At 70.2% G+C, this 26,679-nt stretch carries 24 protein-coding genes and 1 tRNA gene; 14 read left to right on the top strand and 11 right to left on the bottom strand.

Features of this window, described 5'->3' with window-relative positions; all coding sequences use genetic code 11:
• Nucleotides 1-19 precede the first annotated feature (19 nt).
• The 4 genes from HA073_RS20055 to HA073_RS20070 all read left to right on the top strand — a co-directional run bounded on the left by HA073_RS20055 (nucleotide 20) and on the right by HA073_RS20070 (nucleotide 3,634).
• Nucleotides 20-745 carry an alpha/beta fold hydrolase gene (locus HA073_RS20055; RefSeq protein ID WP_166457044.1) on the top strand — a complete coding sequence of 242 codons (726 nt, stop codon included), beginning with the start codon at nucleotides 20-22 and terminating at the stop codon, nucleotides 743-745.
• Nucleotides 736-1,062, top strand: a complete 327-nt coding sequence (locus tag HA073_RS20060; RefSeq protein WP_166457045.1) for a hypothetical protein — start codon at nucleotides 736-738, stop codon at nucleotides 1,060-1,062. Before HA073_RS20055 ends, HA073_RS20060 begins: the two co-directional genes overlap by 10 nt.
• Nucleotides 1,063-1,197: 135 nt before the next feature.
• Nucleotides 1,198-3,207 (top strand): hypothetical protein, encoded by a 2,010-nt coding sequence (locus HA073_RS20065; protein WP_166457046.1) that lies wholly within the window; start codon nucleotides 1,198-1,200, stop codon nucleotides 3,205-3,207.
• Between the two features lie 31 nt (nucleotides 3,208-3,238).
• On the top strand, nucleotides 3,239-3,634 hold the full coding sequence (locus HA073_RS20070; protein ID WP_166457047.1) for a hypothetical protein: 396 nt from the start codon (nucleotides 3,239-3,241) through the stop codon (nucleotides 3,632-3,634).
• A 229-nt stretch (nucleotides 3,635-3,863) separates the two neighbouring features.
• Here HA073_RS20070 and HA073_RS20075 read toward each other — a convergent pair whose 3' ends face one another.
• A complete protein-coding gene (locus HA073_RS20075; protein ID WP_051611383.1) occupies nucleotides 3,864-4,907 on the bottom strand; it encodes a protein NO VEIN domain-containing protein in 1,044 nt (347 codons plus the stop codon).
• A gap of 195 nt (nucleotides 4,908-5,102) precedes the next feature.
• On the opposite strand from HA073_RS20075, the gene HA073_RS20080 reads away from it, so the two are divergent.
• Nucleotides 5,103-5,273, top strand: a complete 171-nt coding sequence (locus tag HA073_RS20080; RefSeq protein WP_157560794.1) for a hypothetical protein — start codon at nucleotides 5,103-5,105, stop codon at nucleotides 5,271-5,273.
• A 561-nt stretch (nucleotides 5,274-5,834) separates the two neighbouring features.
• Here the strand turns inward: HA073_RS20080 and HA073_RS20085 are convergent.
• The 5 genes from HA073_RS20085 to HA073_RS20110 all read right to left on the bottom strand — a co-directional run bounded on the left by HA073_RS20085 (nucleotide 5,835) and on the right by HA073_RS20110 (nucleotide 11,174).
• Nucleotides 5,835-7,313: an NAD-dependent epimerase/dehydratase family protein gene (locus HA073_RS20085; protein WP_223201333.1), complete on the bottom strand. Its 1,479-nt coding sequence runs from the start codon at nucleotides 7,311-7,313 to the stop codon at nucleotides 5,835-5,837.
• A gap of 70 nt (nucleotides 7,314-7,383) precedes the next feature.
• The gene (locus HA073_RS20095) at nucleotides 7,384-8,325 is read right to left on the bottom strand and encodes a hypothetical protein (protein WP_084789614.1); all 942 of its coding nucleotides are present in this window, start codon (nucleotides 8,323-8,325) and stop codon (nucleotides 7,384-7,386) included.
• Nucleotides 8,326-8,329: 4 nt separating this feature from the next.
• Complete coding sequence (locus HA073_RS20100) at nucleotides 8,330-9,349, bottom strand: DUF262 domain-containing protein (RefSeq protein ID WP_166457048.1); 1,020 nt, start codon at nucleotides 9,347-9,349, stop codon at nucleotides 8,330-8,332.
• 190 nt (nucleotides 9,350-9,539) lie between these two features.
• Nucleotides 9,540-11,033: a tyrosine-type recombinase/integrase gene (locus HA073_RS20105; RefSeq protein WP_223201334.1), complete on the bottom strand. Its 1,494-nt coding sequence runs from the start codon at nucleotides 11,031-11,033 to the stop codon at nucleotides 9,540-9,542.
• Between the two features lie 68 nt (nucleotides 11,034-11,101).
• Nucleotides 11,102-11,174 (bottom strand) — tRNA-Arg (locus tag HA073_RS20110).
• Nucleotides 11,175-11,344: 170 nt separating this feature from the next.
• On the opposite strand from HA073_RS20110, the gene HA073_RS20115 reads away from it, so the two are divergent.
• The gene (locus HA073_RS20115) at nucleotides 11,345-12,079 is read left to right on the top strand and encodes a hypothetical protein (RefSeq protein ID WP_043328864.1); all 735 of its coding nucleotides are present in this window, start codon (nucleotides 11,345-11,347) and stop codon (nucleotides 12,077-12,079) included.
• A gap of 21 nt (nucleotides 12,080-12,100) precedes the next feature.
• Here the strand turns inward: HA073_RS20115 and HA073_RS20120 are convergent, their stop codons facing one another.
• Nucleotides 12,101-13,117: an alpha/beta hydrolase gene (locus HA073_RS20120; RefSeq protein WP_043328867.1), complete on the bottom strand. Its 1,017-nt coding sequence runs from the start codon at nucleotides 13,115-13,117 to the stop codon at nucleotides 12,101-12,103.
• Nucleotides 13,118-13,280: 163 nt separating this feature from the next.
• Nucleotides 13,281-13,691 carry an HPF/RaiA family ribosome-associated protein gene (locus tag HA073_RS20125; protein WP_043328869.1) on the bottom strand — a complete coding sequence of 137 codons (411 nt, stop codon included), beginning with the start codon at nucleotides 13,689-13,691 and terminating at the stop codon, nucleotides 13,281-13,283.
• Nucleotides 13,692-13,977: 286 nt separating this feature from the next.
• Here HA073_RS20125 and ssb point away from each other — a divergent pair, with 286 nt between their 5' ends.
• The 3 genes from ssb (at nucleotide 13,978) to HA073_RS20140 (ending at nucleotide 17,514) form a co-directional block, all read left to right on the top strand.
• Entirely contained in the window at nucleotides 13,978-14,832 is an 855-nt protein-coding gene (gene ssb, locus HA073_RS20130) for a single-stranded DNA-binding protein (protein WP_166457049.1), read from the top strand.
• Between the two features lie 85 nt (nucleotides 14,833-14,917).
• The gene (locus tag HA073_RS20135) at nucleotides 14,918-15,934 is read left to right on the top strand and encodes a cobalamin biosynthesis protein (protein ID WP_375336240.1); all 1,017 of its coding nucleotides are present in this window, start codon (nucleotides 14,918-14,920) and stop codon (nucleotides 15,932-15,934) included.
• Nucleotides 15,931-17,514 carry a cobyric acid synthase gene (locus tag HA073_RS20140; RefSeq protein ID WP_166457050.1) on the top strand — a complete coding sequence of 528 codons (1,584 nt, stop codon included), beginning with the start codon at nucleotides 15,931-15,933 and terminating at the stop codon, nucleotides 17,512-17,514. Before HA073_RS20135 ends, HA073_RS20140 begins: the two co-directional genes overlap by 4 nt.
• On the opposite strand, the gene HA073_RS20145 is transcribed toward HA073_RS20140, so the two are convergent.
• A complete protein-coding gene (locus HA073_RS20145; protein ID WP_013288093.1) occupies nucleotides 17,508-17,909 on the bottom strand; it encodes a rhodanese-like domain-containing protein in 402 nt (133 codons plus the stop codon). The two genes, HA073_RS20140 and HA073_RS20145, sit on opposite strands and share 7 nt — an antisense overlap.
• Before the next feature lie 111 nt (nucleotides 17,910-18,020).
• Here HA073_RS20145 and HA073_RS20150 point away from each other — a divergent pair, with 111 nt between their 5' ends.
• The 4 genes from HA073_RS20150 (at nucleotide 18,021) to HA073_RS20165 (ending at nucleotide 22,017) form a co-directional block, all read left to right on the top strand.
• Nucleotides 18,021-18,701: a hypothetical protein gene (locus HA073_RS20150; RefSeq protein ID WP_309228045.1), complete on the top strand. Its 681-nt coding sequence runs from the start codon at nucleotides 18,021-18,023 to the stop codon at nucleotides 18,699-18,701.
• Entirely contained in the window at nucleotides 18,698-20,062 is a 1,365-nt protein-coding gene (locus HA073_RS20155) for a dipeptidase (protein ID WP_166457051.1), read from the top strand. The genes HA073_RS20150 and HA073_RS20155 overlap by 4 nt, the downstream gene beginning before the upstream one ends.
• A gap of 78 nt (nucleotides 20,063-20,140) precedes the next feature.
• Nucleotides 20,141-20,347, top strand: coding sequence for a hypothetical protein (locus tag HA073_RS20160; protein WP_030273275.1), 207 nt, complete (start codon nucleotides 20,141-20,143; stop codon nucleotides 20,345-20,347).
• An 86-nt stretch (nucleotides 20,348-20,433) separates the two neighbouring features.
• Complete coding sequence (locus HA073_RS20165) at nucleotides 20,434-22,017, top strand: ATP-dependent DNA ligase (RefSeq protein ID WP_104112989.1); 1,584 nt, start codon at nucleotides 20,434-20,436, stop codon at nucleotides 22,015-22,017.
• 10 nt (nucleotides 22,018-22,027) lie between these two features.
• Here the strand turns inward: HA073_RS20165 and HA073_RS20170 are convergent, their stop codons facing one another.
• Nucleotides 22,028-22,852, bottom strand: coding sequence for an SURF1 family protein (locus HA073_RS20170; RefSeq protein WP_043330989.1), 825 nt, complete (start codon nucleotides 22,850-22,852; stop codon nucleotides 22,028-22,030).
• Between the two features lie 134 nt (nucleotides 22,853-22,986).
• Between HA073_RS20170 and HA073_RS20175 the strand changes: the two genes are divergently transcribed.
• Nucleotides 22,987-24,357, top strand: coding sequence for a cobyrinate a,c-diamide synthase (locus HA073_RS20175; protein WP_166457052.1), 1,371 nt, complete (start codon nucleotides 22,987-22,989; stop codon nucleotides 24,355-24,357).
• A gap of 112 nt (nucleotides 24,358-24,469) precedes the next feature.
• On the opposite strand, the gene HA073_RS20180 is transcribed toward HA073_RS20175, so the two are convergent.
• Complete coding sequence (locus HA073_RS20180) at nucleotides 24,470-26,602, bottom strand: transglycosylase domain-containing protein (RefSeq protein ID WP_064448656.1); 2,133 nt, start codon at nucleotides 26,600-26,602, stop codon at nucleotides 24,470-24,472.
• Nucleotides 26,603-26,679: the final 77 nt, after the last annotated feature.

The raw sequence follows: 26,679 nt of genomic DNA on the forward strand, positions 1-26,679 counted from the left end.
CGGTGACCCGGAGGGTGTCGTGGCGCTTCCGATCACCCTGATGCAGGATGCAGCGGGTGACCTCGATCTATCGAACCGCTGCGGGCCGGGACAGGATCCGCCGGTGGTGCGAGGAACAGTTGACTGCATGGTGGTCGCCGCCGACCTTCCAGGCCAGCCAGGGCTGAGCTCCGACGAAGCGGGCACCGCCGGTGGCCGGCTCACGTGGTACGGCTCATGGCTGGGAGAGGTCATCGAGAAGACCACCGCCGGGCCGGTCGTGGTGCTCGGGCATTCGTTCGGCGGCGCTGTCACGCTCGCCGCGGATCATCCGCGGATTCGGGGAAAGGTCGCCGTGTCTCCAGGCGGGTTGTGCCGGCTCCGGATCACACCCCGTGTCCTGCTGGCGTTCCTGGCCTGGCTGGTGCGGCCACGAGCTGATTCGAGCCGTCGACTGCTACGCATCCTGTCTGCTCCCGGCCAGGAGCCCCGCGCCGAACTGGTGGAATGGATGACGCTGGTCGCCCGGCACGCCCGTCCGGTGAGTTCCGACGACCTCGTACCGGCGGCCGCTCACACGATGCCGGTCGTGGTCGCGAGCGGACACCACGACGTGTTCCTGCCCCCGGAACGACTGCGCGCAGGAGCACGACAGCGGATCCATGTGGACGCCGACATCGTTCCCGCCGCCGGCCATCTCGTCACCGACCAGCACCCCGACCTGATCGCCGCGCTGGTTGCCCGGCTGGAGGATCAGTGGCACTGAACAAGCGGGGCAGTCGGCCCATCGTCGTCGACAGCAACCGCTACTGCTGGCTCGTCCGCCGGAAGCCGACGTACAGCCAGGGTCTGACCTGGTCACCGTTGAGCTTCGCCGTTGAGCGGTCGGACCTGGCCGGCTGCGCCACCCTCGTCGTCCGACTCGCGTCACCGCGACCGGACAACTGGATGAATGCCGTGGCCTCTCCGGTGCTCCCTTCGCTGGTCGCAAGTGCCATCCGGCAAGGGCTTGAGCGGGGCTGGCAGCCCGAGCGCCCCGGCTCCCCGTTCATGCTGGACCTCGGCGCTGACGAGCAGGGCTAGGGCCGGCGACGCGGAGCGCACCGCGCTGAAACACGTCCTTGGAACTCGTCTCGTGACCGTGCGGAAGGCCGGAAACGCGGTTCTCCGATTGGCGTTTCGCTCCGTAGGATCTCCGGCGATCAAGGGGGATGAACGGTGGGCGATTTCCAGCAGTTCGTGACGGATGTGACTTCACGTCTGTCCACCATGTCCAAAGGTGAGTTGTACCTCGTCGGCGACGGCCTCGACCGGGACTCACTCTGGCTCACCTTCCTCGAATCCTTCCCCGCCGGCACCAATCCGCGGTTCCGTGAGCGATCCGAGTACGACTGCTCGACCTGCCGCCGTTTCATCAAGCACTTCGGCAACGTCGTCGAGATCCACGACGGGCGGGTCCGTACCCTCTGGTCCGGGGTCTCGGCCTCCGACCCGGTCTTCTCCGTCGTCGCCGCCGCTCTGGACGAGTTCGTCCTTTCGCTGCCGTTGGCCACCGTCTTCCGGTCCAGTCAGGCGCAGTACGGCACGAAGACCACCCGATCGCTGCGCGACGGCCAGGTCGAGGTGTGGCACCACCTGCACGGCCGGGTGGAGAAGCGGCATCGTGTCGAAGACGTCGGCGCGGCACAGAGCGACTTCAACGCCGCGGTGCAGGTCTTCCAGCGGGGCCTGGCCGAGCTGACCCCGCACGCTCTGGACACCGTCGTCGACCTCATCGACGACAACGCCCTCTACCGCGGCACGGAGCATCGTCGGGCGGTGACCGAGTTCCGGTCGCTGCAGAACCGGTGGACGAAGGCGACCGACGGACGGGCCTTCGTCTTCGCCAACGCCATGAACCCGGCGGCACGCTTGCGCAACACGGTGATCGGCACCCTCGTCCAGGCTCTCTCCGCCGGCGTCGACCTGGAGCAGGCGGTCCGGTCGTTCGAGACGAAGGTGGCGCCGCAGAACTACCAGCGCCCCACGGCGCTGATCACCCCGGCCATGGTCAAGGCTGCCATGAAGACCATCGACGAGTTGGGCATCGAGGAGTCGTTGCAGCGACGGTTCGCCCGGCTGTCCGACGTGTCGGTCAACAACGTGCTGTGGGTCGACAACGACACCCAGCCGCAGATGAAGGACGGCATCGAAGGGCTGCTCATGCAGGCGGCCACCACGACGTCGACAGGTGCGCGCCTTCGTGACGCGAAGCCGGAGGAGGTCCCCGTGGTCTCCTTCCTGAAGGACATCCTGCCCGGCGCCAGCTCCATCGACCTGTGGGTCGCCAACACCCACGAGCCGCACTTCGTCAGTCTCACGACCGGCCGGCACCCGGCTGCTCCGCGTTTGTTCAAGTGGGACAACGACTTCGCCTGGTCGTACGGCGGCAACGTCGCCGACTCGATCCGGGAGAAGGTCAAGCGGGCCGGCGGCAACGTCACCGGCAAGCTGCGGGTGAGCCTGTCCTGGTTCAACCACGACGACCTCGACCTGCACGTGTTCGAACCAAACGGCGACCACATCTGGTACCAGGAGAAGCGCGACAAGCTGGACGTCGACATGAACGCGAGCGGGCCGCTCTCCCGCGAGCCGGTGGAGAACGTCACCTGGACCGACCACGTCCCCGACGGTGAGTACCGGATCGAGGTGAACCAGTACCGCAAGCGGGACAGCGCCCAGGTCGGCTTCGTGATCGAGACCGAGAGCAACGGGAAGATCGAGCATTACCGCCACGAGCGCGCGGTCGGCCACAAGGAGACCGTCGAGGTCGGCCGGATGACGGTCACCGGTGGCGTGATCACCGCTTTCCGGCCGGGCAAGGACGTGCAGCGAGGCAGTGCGGGCAAGGAGCTGTGGGGGATCACCACCGAACAGTTCGTACCGGTGTCCACCGTCATGTACTCGCCGAACTACTTCGACGACAACGAGGTCGGCAACCGGCACTACTTCTTCATCCTGAAGGGGTGCGTGAACGACCAGCCGACGCGGGGGATCTACAACGAGTTCCTCCGCGCCGACCTGCAACTGCATCGCAAGGTGTTCGAGGTTCTCGGCGACCGCACCAAGTGCGAGCCCTCTCCGGATCAGCTTTCCGGCCTCGGCTTCAGCTCCACGATCCGTAACTCTTTGGTCGCCAAGGTGACCATGACCGGCGGCCGGCGCCGCCTCCTCAGCATCCAGTTCTGATCCCCTACCCAGAAAACGGAGAGAGATCGTCGTGACCATTTTTGAGAAGGCCACGCGGGAGAAGTTCCGCTATCCGTCGGCGAAGGGACTGCTGACCACGGAGCAGTTGTGGGAGCTTCCGCTGACCGCCAAGTCCGGCTTCAGCCTCGACGACGTGGCCAAGGCGGTCAACGCTGAACTGAAGGCCGTCGACACCGAGTCGTTCGTGGCCACCGAGGCCAATCCGGCCAAGGCGACCCTGGAAACCAAGTTGGAGGTCGTCAAGCACGTCATCGCCGTCCGCCTCGCCGAGGACCAGGCGGCGAAGGCGGCGGCGGCCAAGAAGCTGGAGAAGGAGAAGCTGCTGGCGGTCCTGGGCCGCAAGCAGGACGAGGTCCTGGAGAACCTGACCGAGGCGGAGCTGCTGGCCCGGATCAACAACCTGTAGCCCGCTGACGATCTGGCCTGCGGTGGGGATGGTGCGCCCGGCAGGATTCGAACCTGCGGCCTTGGGATTAGAAGTGGCCTCTATGGGTGCGACTGAGGTATCTACAGAGCGCTTTGGCTGCATCTGATGCGGCTTTGGTCGACTGAATGAACTCTGGTTGCCTGCATTTCGCACCACGCGCAGCCCCACGCTCAGTCCCACTAGGTTGCGTCAGGCGGCCTCCGGATGACTACCCGCTGTAGCGCCGAGCGCCCGACTTCGGGAGCTGGTACCGGTAGCGCGTTGGCTTCAAGGAGGCCTCGGCGGGCGTCCACGACTCCCACACCCGCACGCGGCCACCGGATGTCTCGACGGTGCCGTCCGGCAACCGTCGCCAGTCGATGAGGTCTACGACGACGAGATGGGTATCGGCCGCTGCGGCATGCTCAACTTCGTTGAATGTGAGCTCTACGGCGTCAGCATCGCCGGACGATCCCTTGACCTCGACGTGAAGCTCGCGCTGCCCAGCAGTGGCATGCACGTCGTACGACTTGGTGCCACCAACATCCTTCACGTCGTAGCCCTGGGCGCTGTAGTGCCTCAGCACCCAGTCGACGGCGTGGCGCTCGATGGCCAATCGAACCACCTCGTCACGCAGGTACCCGGCACCCCGTCGCTCCCGGGCTGCGACGGCGAGCTCGGATGGCGCCGGGCGCTGCCTCGGGACTTGACGGCGCTCTGCCCGAGGGATCTGCCTAAGGTCCGGGACCGCCGCAACCACCGCGGCCGGCAGCTTCACCAAGTAGCCCTGTGCTGCTCGCACCGGACGCTTGTCGGAGAAGGCGAACGGGAAGTAGAGGCTTCCCCGGTGGTGTGCCTTCAGCTTCTCCTTGACCTTTCGGAGCTTACCCTCCACGCCTCGAAAGGCATCTTGAGTGACCGGACGCGCCAGCGCGGTATAGCCGGTCAGGGCGTACCGCCACGAGGGCTCGGGGCCTGCAAGTGGGCGGCCTCTGCCGTAGCTGCCTTGAGATGCCCAGACGATCTCGTCTTCCTCCGGCCCTTCGGCAGCTGTCGAATACCCGACGATTCCGGGGGCGCCGAGGAGCGACTTGTGCCAATGAAGGATCAGATCTCCCGGCTGAACAGCGGTGACCAGAGCGTAGGACCAGTACTCGCGTCCGGCGTCGTCAACCTGCGGGGCATGAAGGTCGGCACCGAGGTCACTGCGGTCAGTGATCTCCATCCAAAAGCGCTCGGCCGGATCCTCACGCCACCACTCGTTGATCCCCATAGGACGTGTCTACCGGATCAGCCACGGAGGTGCGAACCTCGACGACTCACCGACGCGAGCGGTGTGGTCGGGCTGCGTCGTAGCGAACGTTTATTCTCATCGACGGTGCTCGCACCGCCCTCGGTTGATGTGTCGATGGTCTTTCGCCAACACGGCTACAGCCATCGACACATTGAAGGAGGGAGGTGATGTGACATGGAGGATGGAGACTCGGCCGAGCGTAAAGACTCGACCGACACCCCGCCCGCCGCTGCCGGTGCCAGCCGGCAGCGAACGGTTCGGGTGACTGTCTCAATCCTGCAAGGGCTCGCTTCGGCGGCGGCGATCGTGAACTCCGCGATCGACATCGTCGGCAAGCTGACCTAACGGATCAAGCCGCACCACGCGCTGCCCCCGACCCCGGGTCTCCACTCGGACGGGGGCAGTCGTGTTTTCGGATCAGGTCTCGTCAACCTCATCCATGTTGCTACCGACGAGGTTACACCGAACCGGGAAAATGTAGGCCCATAGGTTGCGCATTTCCGGGGAGCGGGTCAACCGGCGGGTACCTCCGTTACCCCCAAGTGATCAACCATGCGCGGGCGCGGCAAGCGCGACATCTCTTAGGGCTTGGAGCGGGGGAGGCGGCTCAGGCTCAGCGGGCCGGACTACGCGGCCAGTCGCGGTGGTCGGCGTTCCTTGCGGGAGCGGCTGAACCATCTCCGCATCTCCGCATCTCCGCAAACATGGCTGTGAGCTGGGCGAATGCTTGCGGAGATGCGGAGTGCTGTTGACCGGTCATCTCCGCAATCGGGGTTCATCTCCGCAGAGAGGTTGCGGAGATGCGGAGATCGATGGCTCCTGATGGTCTGATCTCCGCAGGGTGTTTTCCCTGGTGGTGGAGGGTGGGTGCGGCGTTGCGGAGATGCGGAGATGGTTCAGCGGGTTTCAGTCCTTGTGGCGTTCGACCCAGAACATGGCCCGGTCGCCGCGCTCGTTGCGGCCTGCCCGGATGACGTGATCGCCGCGCCAGCGTCCGGCCTGTCCGGTGAGGAGTCGGCCGAGTTGCAGCGGGTTGGGTAGGCGGCCGGCGGCGGTGGTGATGAACTGGCCGTCCCACGGGTCGTGGGCGTCGCTGCCGAGGTGCAGGGGTTCGGCGTCGCGGCGGAGGTCGGCGGCGGTCATAGGTCGACCGGCGTGGCGCTCATGCCAGGTGGTGAGGAACGCGCGCCAGCGCGTTTCGTCTTCATCGATCTCCCGTACTTCGGCGGCGTTGGTGAGGAACCCGTCGATGCCATGGTGTGCGAGGAATCCGCCGAGGGCTTGCGCCCAGGGGGTGAACTGCCGCATCGACAGGCCCTTGACCTTCGGCGCTCCCTGCCGCGTCCAGTCGAGCACCAGCACCAGGAGGTGCCACAGGACGGTGAGTTGATTGGCGGGGACGGTGATCCATTGGTCGAGGTGCGGGATGCCGAATCCGGTTTGGTCGCGCAGTTCGGGGCGGGGCATGTCCGGGTCGAGGTGCACGCGCACGGTGCGGCTCGCCATGTCGCCGCCGACTTGCAGGTTGTTGCCGGTGGCCATCCACAGCCGGTCGTTGACGGTGGCGATGTTGCGCGACGCGCCCAACTGTCGGTCGGACCACACGCCGTTGGTGACGAGTTGGGCGAGCACGGCGGAGTCGATGACGGTGCCCTCGGCGAGGTTGTCCCAGATGACCACGCCGACCTGCTCGGCGAACACGGCAGTGATGGACTTGCGCAGTTCCTCGTCGGCGTAGGCCCAGTTCATGACCCGCTGCCCGTAGAGCATCCCCGGCCCGGCGGTGAGGATCGTCTTGCCGGATGAGGGCATGGTCGCGTCGATCAGCGCGAACGGGGTCAGGGAGCGGGTGAAGTGCCGCAGGATCGGCGTGGCCAGCAGCGCCACGTAGACAACGCCGGGCCGCAGGATCGTGGTCCGCTCAGCCCCGAACGCGACGGCTGCCGCAGCCTCGCAGCCGGCCTTCTGGTAGGCGTAGCGGGTCGGTCCGTCCTCCATGTCGGTGCCGTAGTCCGGTCCGGCGTCCGGCGGGCAGTAGAGCAGCTCGGATTGCTCGCTCAGCGGCTTGACCGGCCAGCCCTGGTACACGCTGAGCGTCGACATGAAGACGTAGCGGCCAACGACAGGCGCAAGCATGCGGGCGACGTCGAGGGTGTTCCTCGGCACGTAGCCCGACGTGTCAACCACCGCGTCCCAGTTGCCGAAAGCGGCGAGAGCGGCGATATCCCGCGGGCGGGTTCGATCCCCCTGGATTGGCCGGACAGCCTCCAAGGGGGTGCTCGATGTCCCCCGGTTGAAGGTGGTCACCTCCCATCCAGCATCGAGGGCGGCCCTTACGATCGCGTGGCCTACGAACCAGGTTCCGCCGAGCACCAGTAAGCGCATGCACCAATCATGCCGAGCAGGGACAGCTGGGCGACCGGAGGGTGGTGCCCCGGTCCCTCTGGTTCAGGGGCTAGACCTTGACACGCTGGCCTGCGGGAATGGTCTTTGCCTCAGGTACAACGGTCTCCAATTCGGGAGTCACCAGAAACAGGCGTCGCTTTGACCTAGAAAGCAGCTTCTCGCGACGCTCACGCAGAGCGATGCCGAGCACCTTGTCGACGGGCGTGAGGGAAAACGCCTGCGCGATGTCAGCATGACGGTTCATGAACTCGACGAGTTCGGCGGGGCTAATCTCTGCTGCTTGGAGAATGCCCTCCACTGTGATGGCGAAGCGCCTCATGTCATCCGGCAATGAGGAGTCGGCGAAGCTCTCCCTTGCGGCCTCAATAATCCTGTTACGCGCATCGAATAGCTCGTAGTTGGGTTCGTCCCCAATGTTCGCGACTGAGCTCACATTGGCAAGCACGTCGTCTACAATTTCGAGAAGACCGCGCAGTCGGCCATCCAAGCGGTGTTCTCGCCAGGAAAAGCGCTGGCCTTTATAGATCACGTCGTGCGTGGACTCCTGCAGAGCGTGCTGCACGTACGTGGTGAACTGCACTTCAATCTTCAGTTGAGTAAGGTTAGGGTGCCTTGCCAGATAGTCGTTTGGTAGGCGGCATATCAAGTGCGGCTGCTGGTATCTGAAGTCTGTAGGCTTGCCGGCTTCGACGTTCTTCGCCTCGATCGGTGGGAAGACCCTCTCTGCTGTTGTCATGGCATTTTGAGCTTCCGCCGTGTGCAGGAATACCCCGCGAGCGGCAATAAGGTCTTCCACGTCGAAGATGCTCGCTGCTTCACCTTTCTGCAGTTTTGCGTAGAGTGATTCAGCTTCTTTTCGGCGAACCTGAATGACCACTGGCCTAAACTCTGCCAGTTCGGCATGCAGCCGCGAACGCACATATTCGACGCCCTGTTCAAGGTCCGGAATGATGGCCTCGTAGGCGGTCTTGAAGGAGCCGGGTAAAAGCATCGCGCTACTCGCCTAGGAGGATGGTCCGAAGTATGTTGGCCCGGATGTCTCTATTCGACTTCTTGTTCGACCCTTGAACGGCGGCTAGGAGGTAATGGCGCGCTCGGTCAGTAGTCTGGCCGTCGATCTCGTAGGCGAAATCCTCAAGACCTTGTTTAGCCAGACCTACGTTCACGGTGCTGCCGGACCTGACCAGGTCGCTGACCGCGACCCACAGTGAATAGAAGTCTGCAAGATTGCTAAACCGAGTAGCCTTAAGTGGGAATTGATCATCGATTTCGCGGAGTATATCCTGCGTTGCTACGAAGTTCTCGTCTGCTCGCTTCTCGTCTGCAATCTCCGAGTCGTTCGCCGCATAGTGGTAGTCAAGGTAGTCCTTGCCGTCTTGACTGCCCTTCATTGAAACGACGTATAGCTCGGAAACGTACTCGACATCGAGCATTCGGCGGATGCGTGCCGGGGTTGCGATTCCGATTTGCGCCCAGAAAGGATGTTCTGCGAGCCCTTCTACCTTTCGGAGGAACTCTCCTCCGTATCGGGCGTGGCGAAGCTCTTGCTTATTCAGCCTAGCTACATTCCGATTAAGTCGGTCAAATGCTTCATTGAGTTCCGTCGGAGATGCCTTGGAGATGTTCTCCACGGCGAATACATACTCCAGTAGTGCGATCTTTGTATCATCCGGAAGTTCCGAGAAGTATAGGCTGTCGAGTCCCAGATCCGATAAGGTGTCGGGTGCTTGGAACTTGTCCTCCACGAATTCGAAGAGCGCAGTCAGGCGCTGCTTTCCGTCAATCACTCGATACAGGGTAGGTGCATCCGCTGAGACGTCCACCTGCAAAAAGATGGTGGGTGCGGGGTAGTTTCGAATAAGTGAGTCGATAAAAAACTGCTTGTACTCAATATTCCAGACGCTGCGCCGCTGGTATGGCGGGTCTAGATCAAGGCGGCGCGCCGAATTGAGGTCGAGAAACCAACTCGCCGACTGGGTGTTCGGCGAGCGGCGGAAGCCTGTCTGGTGCTTCACTGAGCAGCTACCCTTCGTAAAGCAAGTCCGGAACCACAGAGTATCGTCACTTGGGCCTCACTGGTTGCACCAGATGTGAGCGGGTTTCTTCAAGTGCTGTCGAGCGACCGAGGGCTGAGGTCGGCTGGACGAACACTGCTCGAAGCGTGCGGATTCACCACGGCGTCCCGGGTGAGAGTCGCCCTGGCCTCTATCCAGCTGCTCCTGTGACGGTTGCACGGGTGCCTCGGATAACGCTAACCAAGCCCTCTGCGGCCAGCAGGGCAACTGCGCGGTGAGCGGTGCCGACCGAGACGTTATGCATCGCGGCCATCTCGGCAACTGAGGGGAGACGGTCGTGGGGTTGCAGCCGACCAGTGGCGATCTGCTTGCGTAGCTCTGCTGCGATCACCTGGTACGGGCTGTTGGCGACGATGCGGTGTGCCGGTGCGACGGGGCGCGGCGGTATTCGAGCGGCCAGCGTTCCGGCGGCCCGCTGGTCAGACTCCGACAGCCAGGCGGCGTACACCCTGAGCGTCGTCGTGCCGCCGCCGCCGTGACCAAGGCGTCCAGCAACCGTCCGCACGTCGACACCCGCGTTAATCAGCTCGGTAGCTGAGTAGTGGCGCAGCGCGTGGATGTGGCTGTCGATACCCAGCCGACGGGCGAGCCGGCCGTACCTCTGGGTGATGGTGTCGGGCCGGTAACCACGGCTGTTGTCCGGTTCGGGGGAGAAGACGTAGTCGGCAGGATCGGCGTTCGCGTCGAGCTGCGTTAGGCGGCCGACGTATCGCCCGTGCAGCTCGCGCAGCACTTCGATCGTCTCCGGGTCGAGCGCTACCCGCCGCTGCTGGTGTGTCTTGGTGTCCTTCTCCTGTAGCTGGCCATGCTCGTCCAGGTAGGCGCTGCGCCGCAGCGTCAGCACACCGGCGTCCAGATCGAGATGGTGCCAGCGCAGCGCGGCCAGCTCGCCACGGCGGGCGCCGGTCGTCATGGCAAGCCAGACCAGCGCGCCCCAGTCTGGATCGCGCCACGCCTCGCTGATGATGCGGGCCGCGTCGGCGGGGCTTGGTGGCTGCGGGTCGGGGTGCGGCGGCGCGGGTGGCTCGGCTTGGCTGGCCGGGTTGACGGCGATCCAACGCCACCGGACGGCACGGCTGAGAGCACCACTGAGGATCCAGTGGATTTGCCGCACTGATGAAGCGCTGAGCGGCTTGCAGACGTGCGGCCGGCACTTCGCGGTGCAGGTGTGCTCGCCCTCCACGCGGTGCTTCACGTACGCCTTGCCGCCGCACCAGCCGCGGCAGCGGCGCAGGCTCGCGTAGAACGACTCCAACGTCTCGGCGTCGAGCCGGCCGACCGGCAGCTTGCCGAGCACCGGCCGTACGTGCTTGTTGAGTTTGTTGACGTAGCCCATGCGGGTGGTGGCCTCGATATCGGCCACCTCAAGCCACCGGTCTAGGAGTTGGTCGAGCGTGGCACGGGTGCGCGGGTTACGCCGCTCGTCCACTTGGGCCAGCAACCGGGTACGCGCCTTCTCGGCTTCCTTGGCGGCGGTGCGGCTGGCGGGGATGACCTCGGTGAGGTAGTGCCGCTTCCCGCTGATCGGGTCGACGCCGGCATAGACCTTCACGCGCAGTGACCCGCTGGGGAGGGTTTCGATCTCGCCGCGCTGGCGCTTGGTGCGTCCGTTCGAGGCTGCCACGGGGCCACCGTAGCGCGCTCGCACCACGAATAGCCCCACGCGAGCCGTTCAGGAAGGCAAAGTACCTGTGCGCCCGGCAGGATTCGAACCTGCGGCCTTGGGATTAGAAGTCCCCTGCTCTATCCGCTGAGCTACGGGCGCGCGCCGACGGTCGTCGCGCCAAGAGGGTACCGCCGCTCCCCGTCCGCCCGGGGGTACGGGTCGGCGCGTCCGTTCCGCCCCTCAGCGTCCCATGCCGGGGCCCGGAACGGCACCACAGTTCCGGCGGGTCCCGCGTGGGCCGGGCGGGACGCGATCCGTACCCTCGTCGGATGCTGCTCGACCAGGAAACCGAGAACGAGATCGTCTTCGAGCTGTGTCAGCTCCTCGGACGGGCCATCCTGCCCCTCACCGGCTCGGACGGCCCGGGCACACCGCCCGGCGTCCTCGGCACCGCCTTCTTCTACAGCGAACTGGTCGGCGCCACAGACGACGGGGAGGTCGCGCACGAGTGGCTGCTCACCGCCGACACGCTCACCGAGCGGGCGTACGGGGAGATCGGGTTGCGGCCGAGCGTCACCGAGCCGGCCGAGGGGGCGGACGAGCCGATCGACCTGCCCGGTTTCGCCGACCACTGGCTGCACCTGCCGGAACTGGGGCTCGCCGCGATGCCGACCGGCGGTCTGCACGGCTGGGCCGACGACCGGGGCTGGCGCTGGCGTACCCAGCAGGTCACCGAGGCGGTGGCCGCGCCGGCCGACTCGGTCGCCCGGATCGGCGCGGCGCCCGTCTCGGCGTTCGTGCTGGCCCTGGGCGCGGGTGAGGACGGGTCGCGGCCGTTGGAGGCGGTGGTCGAGCGGGTCGCCCGGGACGGCGGCGAGGTGCGGGTCACCACGGAACTGCCCGCCGGCTACGTGGGCGCGCCGGTGTTCGCGGTCGAGGCCGGACCGGACGGCGGACCGGCGCTGCGCTGCCTGGGCGTGGTGCTGCCGCCGCAGGCAGGCGGACATCCGATCGCGACGTTCGACCGGATCCGCGCCGCGCTCGCGGCGGTCGTCACCGACTGAAGCGGCGAGGCGGGTCCCGGCTCAGCCCTCGGCAGTCGCGTCGGCCGGCCGCCGAGGTGACGGCGGCGTCGTGGGCTCCGGCTCGGTCGGTCCGGCGCGGAGGAACCCCTCCGCCCACCGTCCGACCTCCGCGAAGACCTTCTCGCGTACGCCGGGACTGGACAGCGTGAGGTCGTGCAGCCCGCCGTCGAAGCGGGCCAGCGTGACGTGGCGGCCGAGGCGGGGCGCCCAGCGCACCATGTGCTCGACGTCGAGCACCGCGTCGGCGCCGGTGGCGCTGTCGTGCCACTTCGTGCCCCGGAAACTCCGCGTGGAACAGGCGAGCAGCACCGGCACCGGGATGTCCAGCCCGGCCCGCAGGCGACGCTGACCGGTGCGGATCGCGTTGATCCAGCCGGCCCGCACCGGGAACCCGGCGAGCGGCTTCCAGGCCAGGTCGTACCGCCACTCGCCCCGGTGGTCGGCGTGCAGGCTCTCGCCGTACACCGTGCCCAGGCCGAACGGCAGGACACGCTGCGGCGCCCTGCGGCCCAGGCGGGAGACGGCGGCCGCGAGGGGTCGACGGACCATCCAGGGCGCGTTGATGTCGAAGAAGGGGCTGTTGAGCACGATGCCGTCAACCAGGCCGGCGTCGCGGCGGTCGTGCGCCCACAGCGAGATGATCAGGCCGCCGGTCGAGTGGCCCATCGCGAGCAGGGTGTCGTGGCCCTCCTCGGCCCGGATGATCTCCGCGGCGGCGTCCAGCTCGGGGAAGTAGTCGCTCAGGTCGCGGCAGAAGTTCGGAGTCTGGTGCGCCAGCAGGCTGCGGCCGTACTTGCGCAGGTCGAGCGCGTAGAAGTCCCAGCCACGCTCGGCGAAGAAGTCGGCTACGTGGGTCTGGAAGAAGTAGTCGACGAACCCGTGCACGTAGAGCACGGCGCGACCGGTCGGGCGGTCGGCCCGCCGCCGCACCAGGGTCGCGACGACCGGCCCCTCGTCGTCGGTGCCCAGGTCGATCGTCCGCCGCTCGTAGGGGGCGCCCAGCACGTCCGGTTCCACGACCGCGACGGTACGCCGCCGCGCTACTCGGCGGTAGGGGTGCTGGGCTGTAAGGAAGGGGCCCTTGTTAACGCATCCGGTAGAGGAAGGGCCCCTTCTTAACAACGCCTCGGCGCGGGGACGGCCCGCCCGCCGGCACCGAGCGGGCGGGCCGTGCCGGGATTCAGACGGTTTCGGCGTCCTCGCGTGCGGCGTCCTGCAGCGGGACGCCCTCGGGCTGGTCGACGGCGCGCAGGTGCTTGTTGTTGCGCGGCTCCTGCCGGGTCTTCGCGTCGTTGAGCTTGCGGCGCAGGTCGTCCCGGACGTCGTTGAGCGCGGCGTGCAGATCCTCCTCGGTCGAGGTGGTGACGATCTTCTGCCGGCCGGCGATCCAGCACTCCAGGGTCACCTTCTGGCCCCGGGCCTCACGATCCTTGACGGACACCTCCAGCTCGGTGGCGTCGGCGTGGAAGCCGGCGAGCCGGGTGTCCAGGGTCGCGAACTGCTCGGCGATCCAGTTGCGGTCGCCCTGGGAGAACCCGGCGCCGACCCGCAGGCACTCGGCCACGGTCGCGGGGTTCGCCACGGCGCTCATCGCGCTGCCTCGCGGACGTCTCGGAGAAGCATCGGAGCTCCCTTTCTCTCGGTTGATCAAGTACTTACCCAACCGGCGTGATTCCGGAACGCCTGCTTGCCGGCTCCACTCGATCATGCGTCGCCGCAGGTCAGGCGCGTAGGGCCGGTTGACCTAGCAGATCGGGACCTTGATCAGGGGGTTGTCCACAGGGCGGTCCGTCATCCACAGGTACGGGCCGGGCGGGTGGCCCGGGCGAGGCGGCGGGCCGACGCTTCCCGGGACAAGTCGATCCCTGGGAGGGGCGATGTTCGATACGTACGTCACGATCGTCGGCAATGTGCTGACCGCGCCGGAGTGGCGCCGGACCACCCAGAGCGGAACGCTGGTGGCCAACTTCAAGGTCGCCTCGACCGCCCGCCGGCTCGACCGCGACAGCGGCCGCTGGGTCGACGGCAACAGCCTTCGGGTACGCGTCAACTGCTGGCGCCGCCTCGCCGAGGGGGTGGCCGCCTCGGTAGCGGTCGGTGACCCGGTCATCGTCGCCGGCCGTCTCTACACCCGGGACTGGACCGACGAGTCCGGCACCCACCGCACGCTCTACGAACTGGAGGCGGTCGCGGTCGGGCACGACCTGTCCCGCGGCCGGGCCCGGTTCCTGCGCAACCAGCCCCGCGCGGCCACCAGCACGGTCGAGGACGCGGAGGCCGAGCAGCGGGTGCACGGCGAGACGACCGAGCCGGTGCCCGACGGGCAGGCCCCGGCCACCTTCGACGACCGGCCCTTCGACGACGACTTCCCGCCCTCGGAGTACGGCGGCGGCCGGGTCGGGCCCGTCGGCACCGTGGAGCGGGTGGGTGAGCCCGACCCGTTCGACGCCCGGTCCGTCGACGCCCGGTCCGTCGACGCCCGGCCCGGTGCGCGGCAGGCCACCGGCTTCGACCCCGGTTCGGGTGGCCCGGCGGGGGAGGAGGACGAACTGGGCGACGTGGCCGACGACGGGCCGGCCACGGCCGAGGACGACGAACTGGGCGAGGCCGCACCGCCGGAGGTCGGCGGACCGGGTGGTTCCGGGCCGGGTGAGGGCGAGCCGGGCGGCGCGAGCCCGGGCGGGACCGCGTCGGGGCGCCGGAGCAGGCGACGGACCCCGGTGCCCGCCTGACAGTCGTCCGACGGGGGCGCGGGGTGGTGACATCGGCGTCTCCACCCCGCGTACGACTAGGCTGGCCGGCCGGAGGTGGTGACGGGTGCGGCAGGCGACCGCCATGGCGAACGCGACCGGACTGGTGGCGGGCTACGCGCTCGACGCGCTGCTCGGTGACCCCCGCCGGTGGCATCCGGTGGCCGGCTTCGGCCGGGCGGCCGGCGCCCTGGAACAGCGGCTCTACCGTCCCGACCGGTCGGCCGGCGCCGCGTTCACGGCGCTCGCCGTCGGCGCGCCGGTCCTGCTCGGCGCCGCCGCCGCGCTGGCCACCCGACGTCATCCGGTGGCCCGGGCCGCGCTGGTCGCCGCCGGCACCTGGACGGTGCTGGGTGGGCGAACGCTGCGGCACGAGTCCCGGGTGATGGCACGGGCGCTGGGCCGGGCCGACCTGCCCGCCGCCCGGGCCCGCCTCGGCAACCTCTGCGGGCGGGACCCGTCCGCCCTCGACGAGTCCGAACTCGCCCGCGCCACGGTCGAGTCGGTCGCCGAGAACACCTCGGACGCCGTGGTCGCCCCGCTGGTCTGGGGTGCGGTCGCGGGCCTGCCCGGTCTGCTCGGCTACCGGGCGGCAAACACGCTCGACGCGATGGTCGGCCACCGCTCGCCCCGGTACGCCCGCTTCGGCACCCCGGCGGCCCGGCTGGACGACGTGCTGAACCTGGTGCCGTCCCGGCTGACCGGGCTGCTCACGGTGGCGGTCGCGCCGGCGGCGCACGGCGACCGCGCCGTCGCCTGGCGGGTGTGGCGGCGGGACCGGGCCGACCACCCGAGCCCGAACGCCGGTCAGTGCGAGGCGGCCATGGCGGGCGCGCTCGGTGTCCGGCTCGGCGGGCGCAACGTCTACTTCGGCCGCGCGGAGACCCGGCCGTTCCTCGGTGACGGGCCCCGCCCCGAGGCGCGGCACCTGAAGCGGGCCGCCCGGATCTCCGGCGCGGTCGGCGTGGCCGCGCTCGGCCTGGCCGCGCTCTACCCGGTGACCGTCGGGCGCGTGGCCGGTGCCGCCGGACGGGCCGCGCTGGGTGTCCTGATGCGGGCAGCCCGCCGGGAGAACGGGCGGTGAGCGGCGGGCTGCTGGTCGCCGGCACCACCTCCGACGCCGGCAAGAGCGTGCTCACCGCCGGTATCTGCCGCTGGCTGCGCCGCCGGGGCGTCCGGGTCGCGCCGTTCAAGGCGCAGAACATGTCGAACAACTCCGCTGTCGTGGTCGGCCCGGACGGTCGCGGCGGGGAGCTGGGCCGGGCCCAGGCGATGCAGGCCGCCGCCTGCGGGCTCGACGCCGACCTGCGGTTCAACCCGGTGCTGCTCAAGCCGGGCAGCGACCACGCCAGCCAGGTGGTGCTGCTCGGCGAGGCGGTCGACACGGTCACCGCCGGCAACTACCACGAGGTGCGGTCCCGGCTCGCCACCACCGCGTACGCGGCGCTGACCGAGCTGCGCGAGGAGTACGACGTGGTGATCTGCGAGGGCGCGGGCAGCCCCGCCGAGATCAACCTGCGCGACGGCGACTACGTCAACATGGGGCTGGCGCGTGCGGCCGGGCTGCCGACGATCGTGGTCGGCGACATCGACCGGGGCGGCGTGTTCGCCTCGATGTTCGGCACCGTCGCCCTGCTCGACGCGGCCGATCAGGCGCTGGTCGCCGGGTTCGTCGTGAACAAGTTCCGGGGCGACCGGGGGCTGCTCCAGCCGGGGCTGGACATGCTGCGCCGGGTCACCGGCCGTCCCACGTACGGGGTGGTGCCCTGGGCGCTGGACCTGTGGCTGGACGCGGAGGACTCGCTCGCGTACGGGCGGGTGCTCGGCCGGCCGCCCGCGCCCCGGGGCACCGACTGGCTCGACGTGGCAGTGGTGCGGCTACCCCGGATCAGCAACGCCACCGACGTCGAGGCCCTCGCCACCGAGCCGGGTGTGCGGGTACGCCTCACCGTCGAACCGGCCGAACTGGCCGCCGCCGACCTCGTGGTGCTCCCCGGCACCAAGTCGACTGTCGCCGACCTGGCCTGGCTGCGGGAGACCGGCCTGGCCGACGCGGTACTGGCGCACGCCGCCGCCGGCCGGCCGCTGCTCGGCATCTGCGGCGGCTTCCAAATGCTCGGCCGGGCGATCCACGATCCGGTGGAGAGCCGCGCGGGCACCGTGCCCGGCCTCGGGCTGCTGCCCGTCGAGATCACTTTCGAGCCGGTCAAGACGGTGCGCCGGGCCGAGGGCAGCGCCGCGGGAGACGTGCCGGTGAGCGGCTACGAGATCCACCACGGCCGGGTGTCGACGGCCGACCCGGGACTCGCACCGCTGCTCCGTCACACCGACGGCACCGGCGAGGGCGCACGCCTCGGCAACGTGTACGGCACCCACTGGCACGGCACGTTCTCCTCCGACGAGTTCCGCCGCCGCTTCCTGACCGAGGTCGCGGCGGCGGCCGGGCGCACCGGCTTCAAGGTCGCGCCGGACACGTCCTTCGCGGCGGCCCGGGAGCGGACGCTGGACCTGCTGGGCGACCTGGTGGAGGAACACCTCGACACGGACGCGCTGTGGCGGCTGATCGAGTCCGGTCCACCGCCGGGACTGCCGTTCGTGCCACCCGGCGCGCCGCCGGCACAGCGCGACGTCCGGCGGCCCGCCGTCGACCGCGCGGTTCAGTAGCGCACGTCGGCGGGGCGGTCGGACATCGGCAGCCCGGCCTCCCGCCAGCCCTGCACCCCGCCGATCATGTCGGTGGCCTGCCGCAGCCCTAGCGTCTGGAGGCTGGCGGCGGCCAGGCTGGAGCTGTACCCCTCCCGGCACACCACGACGATCTCGCGGTCGTACCCGGTGGCCTCGGGGATGCGCCAGGCGCTGGCCGGGTCGAGCCGCCACTCCAGCACGGTGCGGTCGATGACGATCGCGCCGGGCAGCTCACCCTCCTCGCGGCGCTGCGCCTCGGTACGCGTGTCGATCAGCAGCGCGCCGCCTCGGACCGCCTCGACGGTCTCGTGCGGAGTGAGCCGGCGGAGACCGGCGCGGGCCTGTTCCAGGAGGGCGTCGACGCCCGGACACATCACGTCATGGAGCACCCCCCGATGATGCCCAGCCGCCCACGTCACCGCTCGCCGAAACGGTCCGCCCGGGTCGCAGGTTCCAGCGGACGGGGGAACGTTAGCGTCGGTCGGGTGAACGTCGCCGTGATCGAGGCGTACGCCGGGTTGGCCCGCCGCGTGCTGGCCGGTCCGGCGCGGTTGGGGCGTACCCGGCTGGTGGCCGTCGACGGGCCCAGCGGCGCGGGCAAGAGCGTGTTCGCGACGCGCCTCGCGGACGCGCTCGCGGAGCGGGCGGGCGGCGTGCGCCCGCCGTTGGTGCACACCGACGACCTGCTCGACGGCTGGGACGACCAGCTCACGTTCTGGACCCGGCTGGAGGAGCAGGTGCTCGGCCCGGTGCGGGCCGGCCGGGCGGGCGGCTACCGCCGCTACAGCTGGGTGCGACGCCGGTTCCTGGACCGGGTGGTGCCGGTGCCGGCCGGTCCGGCGCTGATCGTCGAGGGGGTGAGCGCCGCCCGCGCCGCGGTACGCCCCGAGCTGACGCTGTCGGTGCTCGTCACCGCGCCGGCCGAGCTGCGGTTGCGCCGGGCGCTCGCCCGCGACGGTGAGCAGATCCTGCCGGAGTTGCGCCGCTGGCACGCGGGGGAGCGGGCGCACTTCACCGCCGACGGCACCGCGGCGGCGGTGGACCTGGTCGTCGACGGTGCCCCGGACCTGCCGCACGACGCGGACCGCTACTACGTCCGGGTGGCGGCCGGCGATCAGGCTCGGCCGACGTGGCGGGGTAAGGCCAGCATACGATTCCGGTCATGACCACTCCGATCCTCTCCGAGTCCGAGGTGCGGGCCGCCGTCGAGCGGGAACTGCCCGGCGTCCGTGCCGACCTCGAGCGACTCGTCCGCATCCCGGGCATCGCCTTCGAGGGCTTCGACCACTCGCACGTGGAGCGTTCCGCCGAGGCGGTGGCGGAGCTGCTGCGCGGCTGCGGCCTCGAAACGCGGATCGTCCGGTCCGGCGGCCAGCCCGCGGTGATCGGCACGAAGGCGGCCCCGCCCGGCGCGCCCACCGTGCTCATGTACGCGCACCACGACGTGCAGCCGGTCGGCGACCTGTCGCTGTGGGAGTCGGACCCGTTCGAGCCGGTGGAGCGTGACGGCCGCCTCTACGGCCGGGGCGCCGCCGACGACAAGGCCGGCATCATGGCGCACGTCGCCGCGCTGCGCGCGTTCGGCGACCGGCTCCCGGTCGGCGTGGTGCTGTTCATCGAGGGCGAGGAGGAGTACGGCTCGGACTCGCTGGAGCGGCTGCTCGCCGAGCACCGTGACGATCTGGCCTCCGACGTCATCGTGATCGCCGACTCCACCAACTGGGACGTCGGCGTGCCCGCGCTGACCACCTCGCTGCGCGGCATCGTCAACTGCTTCGTGGAGGTGCGCACGCTCGACCACGCGGTGCACAGCGGCATGTTCGGCGGCGCGGTGCCGGACGCGCTCACCGCGCTGGTGAAGCTGCTCGGCACGCTGCACGACGAGGCCGGTGACGTCGCGGTGGACGGACTGGTCGGCCGCGAGGGCGCCAGCGTCGACTACCCGGAGGACCGGTTCCGCGCCGAGGCCGGCCTGGTCGACGGCGCGGAACTGTTCGGCACCGGCCGGATCACCGACCGGCTCTGGACCAAGCCGGCGCTGGCGATCCTCGGTGTGGACGCGCCGGCCACCGGCGAGGCGCCGAACGCGCTGGTGCCGTCCGCGAAGGCGAAGCTGAGCGTACGGCTCGCGCCGGGCGACGACCCGAAGAAGGCGTACGCGGCGCTGACCGCGCACCTGGAGCGGCACGCGCCGTGGGGCGCGCAGGTGTCGGTGACGTTCGAGCACGACGGCGCGCCCTGCGTCATCGACGCCTCCGGGCCGATGTTCGACGCGGCCCGGTCGGCGTTCCGGGCGGCCTGGGACGGCACCGACCCGGTGGACATCGGGGTGGGCGGGTCGATCCCGTTCATCGCCACGTTCCAGGAGATGTTCCCGCAGGCCGCGATCCTGGTGACCGGGGTGGAGGACCCGCACGCGCGGGCCCACGGGCCGAACGAGAGCCTGCACCTGGGCGAGTTCGCGCGGGTGTGCCTGGCCGAGGCGCTGCTGCTGGCCCGGGTGGCGGAGGCCGGAAACCGCGGCTGAGGTGTCGAAACCGTAACTTCGGGGCCGATGTCGGAGTTTGTGGTGTGTCGGCGGGCGGGGTGTTATAGCCTTTCGAACATGCGTACGAACGACGAGATGGAGCGGCTTCAGGCCGCCGTCCGTGCTCTGGGGGACGTCGACGTCTCCGCGTGGTCCGAGGACACGCTCAACGAACAGATCGGCGAGCTCTCCGCCGCGCTGGTCACGCTCGACGCGCTGCTCACCCGGGTCGCCGAGGGCGTGCGCGGGCGCGGCCTGCGGATCGAGGAACCGGTCTCGGCCTGACCGGTTGCCGGTGACCCGGCCACCCGTGTGGTGTGCCGGGTCGCCGGATCGGCCCCGGTGTCGCAGGTGACTGGCAGGATATGGGCGTGCGTTTCGCGGAGCTGGCGGCCACCTCGGCCGCGGTCGGCGCCACCAGCGGCAGACGAGCCAAGGTGGAGCTGCTGGCCGCTGCGCTGCGCGGGCTGGAGCCGGGCGAGATCCCGGCCGGCGCCGGCTATCTCGCCGGTGAGCTGCGCCAGCGTCAGACCGGTGTCGGCTGGGCTGGCCTGCGTGACCTGCCGCCGCCGGCCGCCGAGCCGACGCTCACCGTCGCCGCCGTCGACGCGGCGATCGAGGAGATCTCCCGGGTCGCCGGCTCCGGTTCGCAGGCCCGGCGGCGTGATCTCGTCGGCCGTCTCTTCGCCGCCGCGACCGCCGACGAGCAGCGCCTGCTGACCGGCCTGTTCCGGGGCGAGCTGCGGCAGGGCGCGCAGGCCGGGCTGCTGACCGACGCGGTCGCCCGCGCCGCCGACGTACCGGTCGCGGCCGTCCGGCGTGCCCTGCTGCTCGCCGGTGACCTGCGCGCGGTGGCGGTCGCGGCGCTCACCGGCGGCGCCCCGGCGCTGGCCGGGTTCGGCCTCCAGGTGGGCCGCCCGCTCGCGCCGATGCTGGCGCAGAGCGCGCCTTCCGTCGACGAGGCGCTCACCGCCACCGGCGTGCCGGCGATGGTCGACGTGAAGCTCGACGGCATCCGCATCCAGGTGCACCGTTCCGGCTCGGACATCGCCGTGTTCACCCGCAGCCTGGACGAGATCACCGGCCGGCTGCCCCAGGTGGTGGCGGCCGTACGCGCGCTGCCCGCCCGCGAGCTGGTGCTCGACGGTGAGGCGATCGGGCTGGACGCGGCCGGCCGGCCGCTGCCGTTCCAGGAGACGTCCAGCCGGGCGGCCCGGCGCACCACGCCCAGCACCACCGGGCCGACGCAGGTCGCGCCCGCTGTGCTGGCCGCCGCCGAGCGCACCGGCGAGCCGGTGCTCACGCCGTACTTCTTCGACCTGCTGCACCTCGACGGCGCCGACCTGATCGACGCGCCCGGGCGGGAGCGGTGGGCGGCCCTGGCCCGCGCGGTCGACGCCTCGCTGCTCGTCGACCGGATCGAGGTGGACGACGCGGAGCAGGCGGCCACGGCGTTCGCCGCGGCTGTCGACGCCGGGCAGGAAGGCGTGGTCGTGAAGGACCCGGCCGCGCCCTACGACGCCGGCCGGCGCGGCTCGGCCTGGGTCAAGGTCAAGCCGCGGCACACGCTCGACCTGGTGGTGCTCGCGGTCGAGTGGGGCAGCGGCCGGCGCGAGGGATGGCTGTCGAACCTGCACCTCGGCGCCCGTGACCCGCGAACCGGCGAGTTCGTCATGCTCGGCAAGACCTTCAAGGGGCTCACCGACGAGATGCTGCGCTGGCAGACCGAGCGGTTCCTGTCGCTCGCAGTGGAGAAGGGCGACTGGGAGGTGCGGGTCCGGCCGGTGCAGGTGGTCGAGATCGCCTTCGACGGGGTGCAGACCAGCAGCCGTTACCCGGGTGGCATGGCCCTGCGCTTCGCCCGTGTGCTGCGTTACCGCCACGACAAGACGGCCGCCGAGGCGGACACGATCGACGCGGTCCGCGCCATCCACGCCGGCCGGATCACCGGCTGACCGGTCCGGCTCAGGCGGAGGTGGGGGCGGCCGGCTCGGCGGCCCGGTCCACCGGCTCGCCCGGCTTGTCCAGTCCGGCGAGGCGCCGGGCCTCGCGGCGCGCCACCCAGCCGTAGCCGAACAGGCTCATCACCGCGAAGATCCACCACTGCCACACGTAGCCGAAGTTCTGCCAGTTGTTCGTGTGCCCGATCTGCACCGCCCGGAAGGCCGGGTCGGCGGCCGGCGTCTGCCCGTCGAGCAGCACGTAGCCGCCGGTCACCGGATAGGGGAGCTGCTCGGCCAGGCGGGGGATGTCGATGCGCCGGGCCTCCAGCTTCCCGTCGCGCCGGCTGACCCCGCCCCCGCCGCTCTCGCTGGCGACCACCCGGCCGGTCACTGTCACCTCGCCGCCCGGCGCCGCCGGCACCTGCGGCTGGACCGTCGCGCCGGCCCCCGGGGCGGGCGGGATCCAGCCCCGGTCGACGAGCACCGCGCTGCCGTCGGCGAGCACCAGCGGGGTGAGCACCTCGAAGCCGACCGTCCGGTCGACGGTCCGGCCGCGGATCAGGACGGTGTTCGCGCTGTCGTACCGGCCGGTGGCGGTGACCCGGCTCCAGGTCAGCTCCTCGGCCGGAGCGGGACCGACGGCACCCGCGCCGCCGGTGGGCGCGGGCAGCGCGTCGCGCAGCGGCGCGGGCGTCATGGTGGCCCCGGCGTCGATCCGGTCGTTGATCGCCGTCCGGCCCCGGTAGCGGTCCAGCTGCCAGTTGCCCAGGAACACCATCACCGTCGCGGCGACGAGCGTCAGCGCGAGGTAGCCGAGCCAGCGCGGGGTCAGCAGGAACCGGTACACGTTGGCCAAGGCTACCCGTATGAGCGATGCCACTCGCCGTCGCCGGGCAGAAACGGCGGTACGCGCGGACGTCGCGGGCCGGGCCGGACGGGTATGGTCACGCGGGCGGAAACCACCCACATCAGGAGTCGATGATGACCGACGTGCCGCGCGTCGTGCTGAGTGCGCCCTCCTCGGGTCACGGCACCGGCGCCGTCTCTCTCGGCCTGCTGGCGGCCCTCGCCGACCGGGATCTCCCGGTGGCCGGCTTCAAGGTCGGGCCGGACCAGGTGGACGCGGCGTACCTCGGGCTCGCCGCCGGCCGTCCCGGGCGCACGCTCGATCCGAGGCTGGTCGGTCCGGAGCGGATCGTCCCGCTCTTCGCGCACGGCGCGGCCGGGACCGGGTTCGCCCTGGTGCAGGGGACGATGGGCCTCTACGACTCGGTCGCCGGGCGGCCGGAGAGCGAATCCACGGCGGCGGTGGCCACGGCGCTGCGCAGCCCGGTGGTGCTCGTGGTGGACGTGGCCGCGATGGGCCAGTCGGTGGCCGCGCTGGTGCACGGCTTCCGGGCGTACGACGACGAGCTCTGGCTGGGCGGCGTGATCCTCAACCGGGTGGCCTCGCCCCGGCACGAGGCGCTGCTGCGCGAGGCGCTCGACGACGTCGGCGTGCCGGTCTACGGGGCGCTGCGCCGGCACGAGCTGCCGCCGGTGCTGCCCGCCCGCCGGTACGGCACCGGTCCCGTGGTGCGCGGCGACGCCGACGCCGAACGTGGCGTACGCCGGCTCGGGGAGGCGGTGGCCGCCACCGTCGACCTCGATCGGCTGCTGGTGCTGGCCCGGTCCGCCCCGGCGCTCACCGTTCAGGCGTGGTCGCCGGAGCCGGCCGACGCCCCGGCGGCGTCGGCGGAGCGCCCGGTGGTCGCGCTGGCCGGCGGCCCGGCCGGCACCTACAGCCACCCGGAGGTCGCCGAGCTGCTGCGCGCCGCCGGCGCCGAGGTGGTCACGCTCGATCCGCTGCGCGACGAGGCGCTGCCCGCCGGGGCGCGGGCGCTCGTCGTCGGCGGCGGGTTGCCCGAGACGTACGCGGAGCAGCTCTCCGCCAACCGCCGCCTCTGCATCGCGGTGGCCGAGCTGGCCCGCTCGGGCCGTCCGGTGATCGCCGAGGGGGCCGGCCTGCTCTGGCTGGCCCGGGAGCTGGACGGCCTGCCGATGTGCGGCGTGCTCGACGCGGTCGGCACGGTCCGGGACGGCCTGGTGGTCGGCTACCGCACGGCCACGGCGGTCACGGACAGCGTGGTGGCCCCGGCCGGTACGACGGTGACCGGGCACAAGCAGCACGCGGCAGTGCTCACGCCGCGCGCCGGTGAGCGGCCGGCCTGGCGCTGGGAGGGCGGCAACCCGGAGGGCTTCGTCCGGCAGGCCGTGCACGCCTCGCAGCTCGTGCCGCACTGGGCCGCGCACCCGGACGTCGCGGCCCGGTTGGTGGCCGCCGCGCTGGCGCCCGTGCCGGCGCCCGCCTGACCGCAAGGTGACGGAAACGTCGATCAAGGAGCTCGCGTCGGCGGATCAGGCGATCCGGACGCAAACTCCTTGATCGACTACCCGGGCGCACCCCCGGGCGGATCGGGGCGGGTCAGCCGACTATCTGGTCCGAGGGTGGGGTGAACTGGCGGGTCGGCTGACCCTTCAGGGAATCCCGCAGGGTCTGCGCCACCGCGTTCACCGGGATCTGCGACTGCCCGTCACCCACCGCGTTGAACGGATTGTCCGGGTCGGCGATGAAACTCGCCGCCGCCAGCTCCGGCGTGTAGCCGACGAACCACGCCGACCGGGTGCTGTCCGTCGTACCCGTCTTGCCGGCGACCGGCCGGCCCACGGTGCCGCGGACGCTGTCGGCCGTCGACCAGCCGCCGCAGCTCCCCTTCGCCGGGGTGTCGCCGGTCGGGCAGCGCGCCGCGTCCGTGGCGGCCCGGGCCGCGTCCGCGTTCACCACCTGGCGGCACCGCGGCTTGGCGACCTCCCGCTGCACCCCGCCCGGCGTGCTGTACGTGGCCGGTGTGCCGTCCCGGTTCATGATCGCGTTGACCGGGATGGCCTCGCAGTAGCGCCCGTCGGCGGCGATGGCGGCGTACGCGTTCGCCATCTCCAGCGGGGTGGCGTCGGAGACGCCGAGCGTGAACGCGCCCCACTTCTTCGCCTTGCCCGGCGACGCCTGTTCCTTGTCCACGTCGGTACGCCAGCGCAGCCCCAGTTGCTCGGCCAGCCGCACCCCGGCGTCCGCGCCGATCTTCTCCTCCAGCTGGACGAAGTACGTGTTCACCGACTTGCCGAACCCGGACCACATGGTCTGCCGCCCGGTCATCGCGCCGCTGGCGTTCGACGGGGCCCACCCGTCGTAGACGGCCGACTTGTACGTGTACGGCGAGTCGTACGCGGTGGACAGCGGCATCCCGGCGTTGAGCGCGGCGAGCATCGGGAACATCTTGAACGTCGAACCGGCCTGGTAGCCCGGGAGCGTCCCGCCGCCGAGCAGCGGCGCCACCGTGTTCGGGTAGTTCGCCTTGACCTTCGGTCCGGCCTCCGGGTTCGAGCTGTTCGGGTTCTCGGCCAGGTCCAGCGAGTAGTTCCGGTTCACCGCCATCGCCTTGATCCGCCCGGTGCCGGGCTCGGCGACCACGATGCCGTTCGCGAACGGGCTGCCGGTGTTGTCCTTGGCGCCCACGTTCTTCTCCGCCGCCGCCTGGGTCTTCGGATCGAGCGCGAGCACGATCCGGTAGCCGCCGCGGCGCAGCTTGTCCATCCGTTCCAGCCGGTTCTCGCCGAACGCGGGCTGGGCGCTCCACCAGTTCTTCAGGTAGTCGCAGTAGAAGCCCCAGCTACGGTGCCCGCCGTCGATCGCGGCGCAGTCGTTCGGCGGGTCGGTCAGCTTCAGCTTGATCGGCTGGCCCTTGGCCGCCGCGGCGGCGTCGGGCGACAGGTAACCGAGGCGGGCCATGTTGTCCAGCACGTAGTTGCGCCGGCCGGTGGCCTCCTTCTGGTCGGAGGTGATCGGGTCGTACTCCGACGGCGACTTCACCAGCCCGGCCAGCGTGGCCGCCTCGACCGGGGTGAGTGTGGCCGGGGTCTTGGAGAAGAAGATCTGCGAGGCGGCGTAGATCCCGTACGCGCGGTGGCCGAAGTAGGCCGAGTTGAGGTAGCGCTCCAGGATCTGTTCCTTGGTCAGGTGCTTCTCGATGTCCAGCGCCATGCGCATCTCCTTGACCTTGCGCAAGCTGGTCTGCTGGGTCGCCTCCTGGACCTCCTTGGGCGTGGTCGCGCTGTCCCGCAGCGCCATCCGCACGTACTGCATGGTGATCGTCGAGGCGCCCTGGGAGACGCCGCCGGATCGGGCGTTGGAGACGAAAGCTCGCGCCACGCCCTTCGGGTCGACGCCGTGGTGCTGGTAGAAGCGGTTGTCCTCGGCGGCGACGATCGCCTGCTGGATGTTCGGCGACATGTTCTCGATCTTGGTGTACTGCCGGTACTCCTCGTAGAACATCGTCAGCACCGTCTTGCCGTCCGGCGCGTAGACGTACGAGGTCTCGGCCGGCAGCGCGGTCTTGAGGATGCTCGTCTTCTGTTCGATCGCGTGCGCGGTGGCCTTGGCCCCGATGCCGGTGACGGCGACCAGCGGATACAGGGCGGCGGCGACCACGATGCCGGCGATCAGCCCGGCGCGGAGAAGAGGAACGAGACGGCCAGCGGAAGCAAGGGGACGACTGCTCACGGGGTCAAGCTATGACATTTCCGATTCGGAAATGAGAAGAACTCATAAACCGGCGGACCGTGACGCGACCCACGCCG

The organism is Micromonospora sp. CMU55-4, assembly GCF_011602315.1.
GTDB classification, from domain to species: domain Bacteria; phylum Actinomycetota; class Actinomycetes; order Mycobacteriales; family Micromonosporaceae; genus Micromonospora; species Micromonospora chalcea.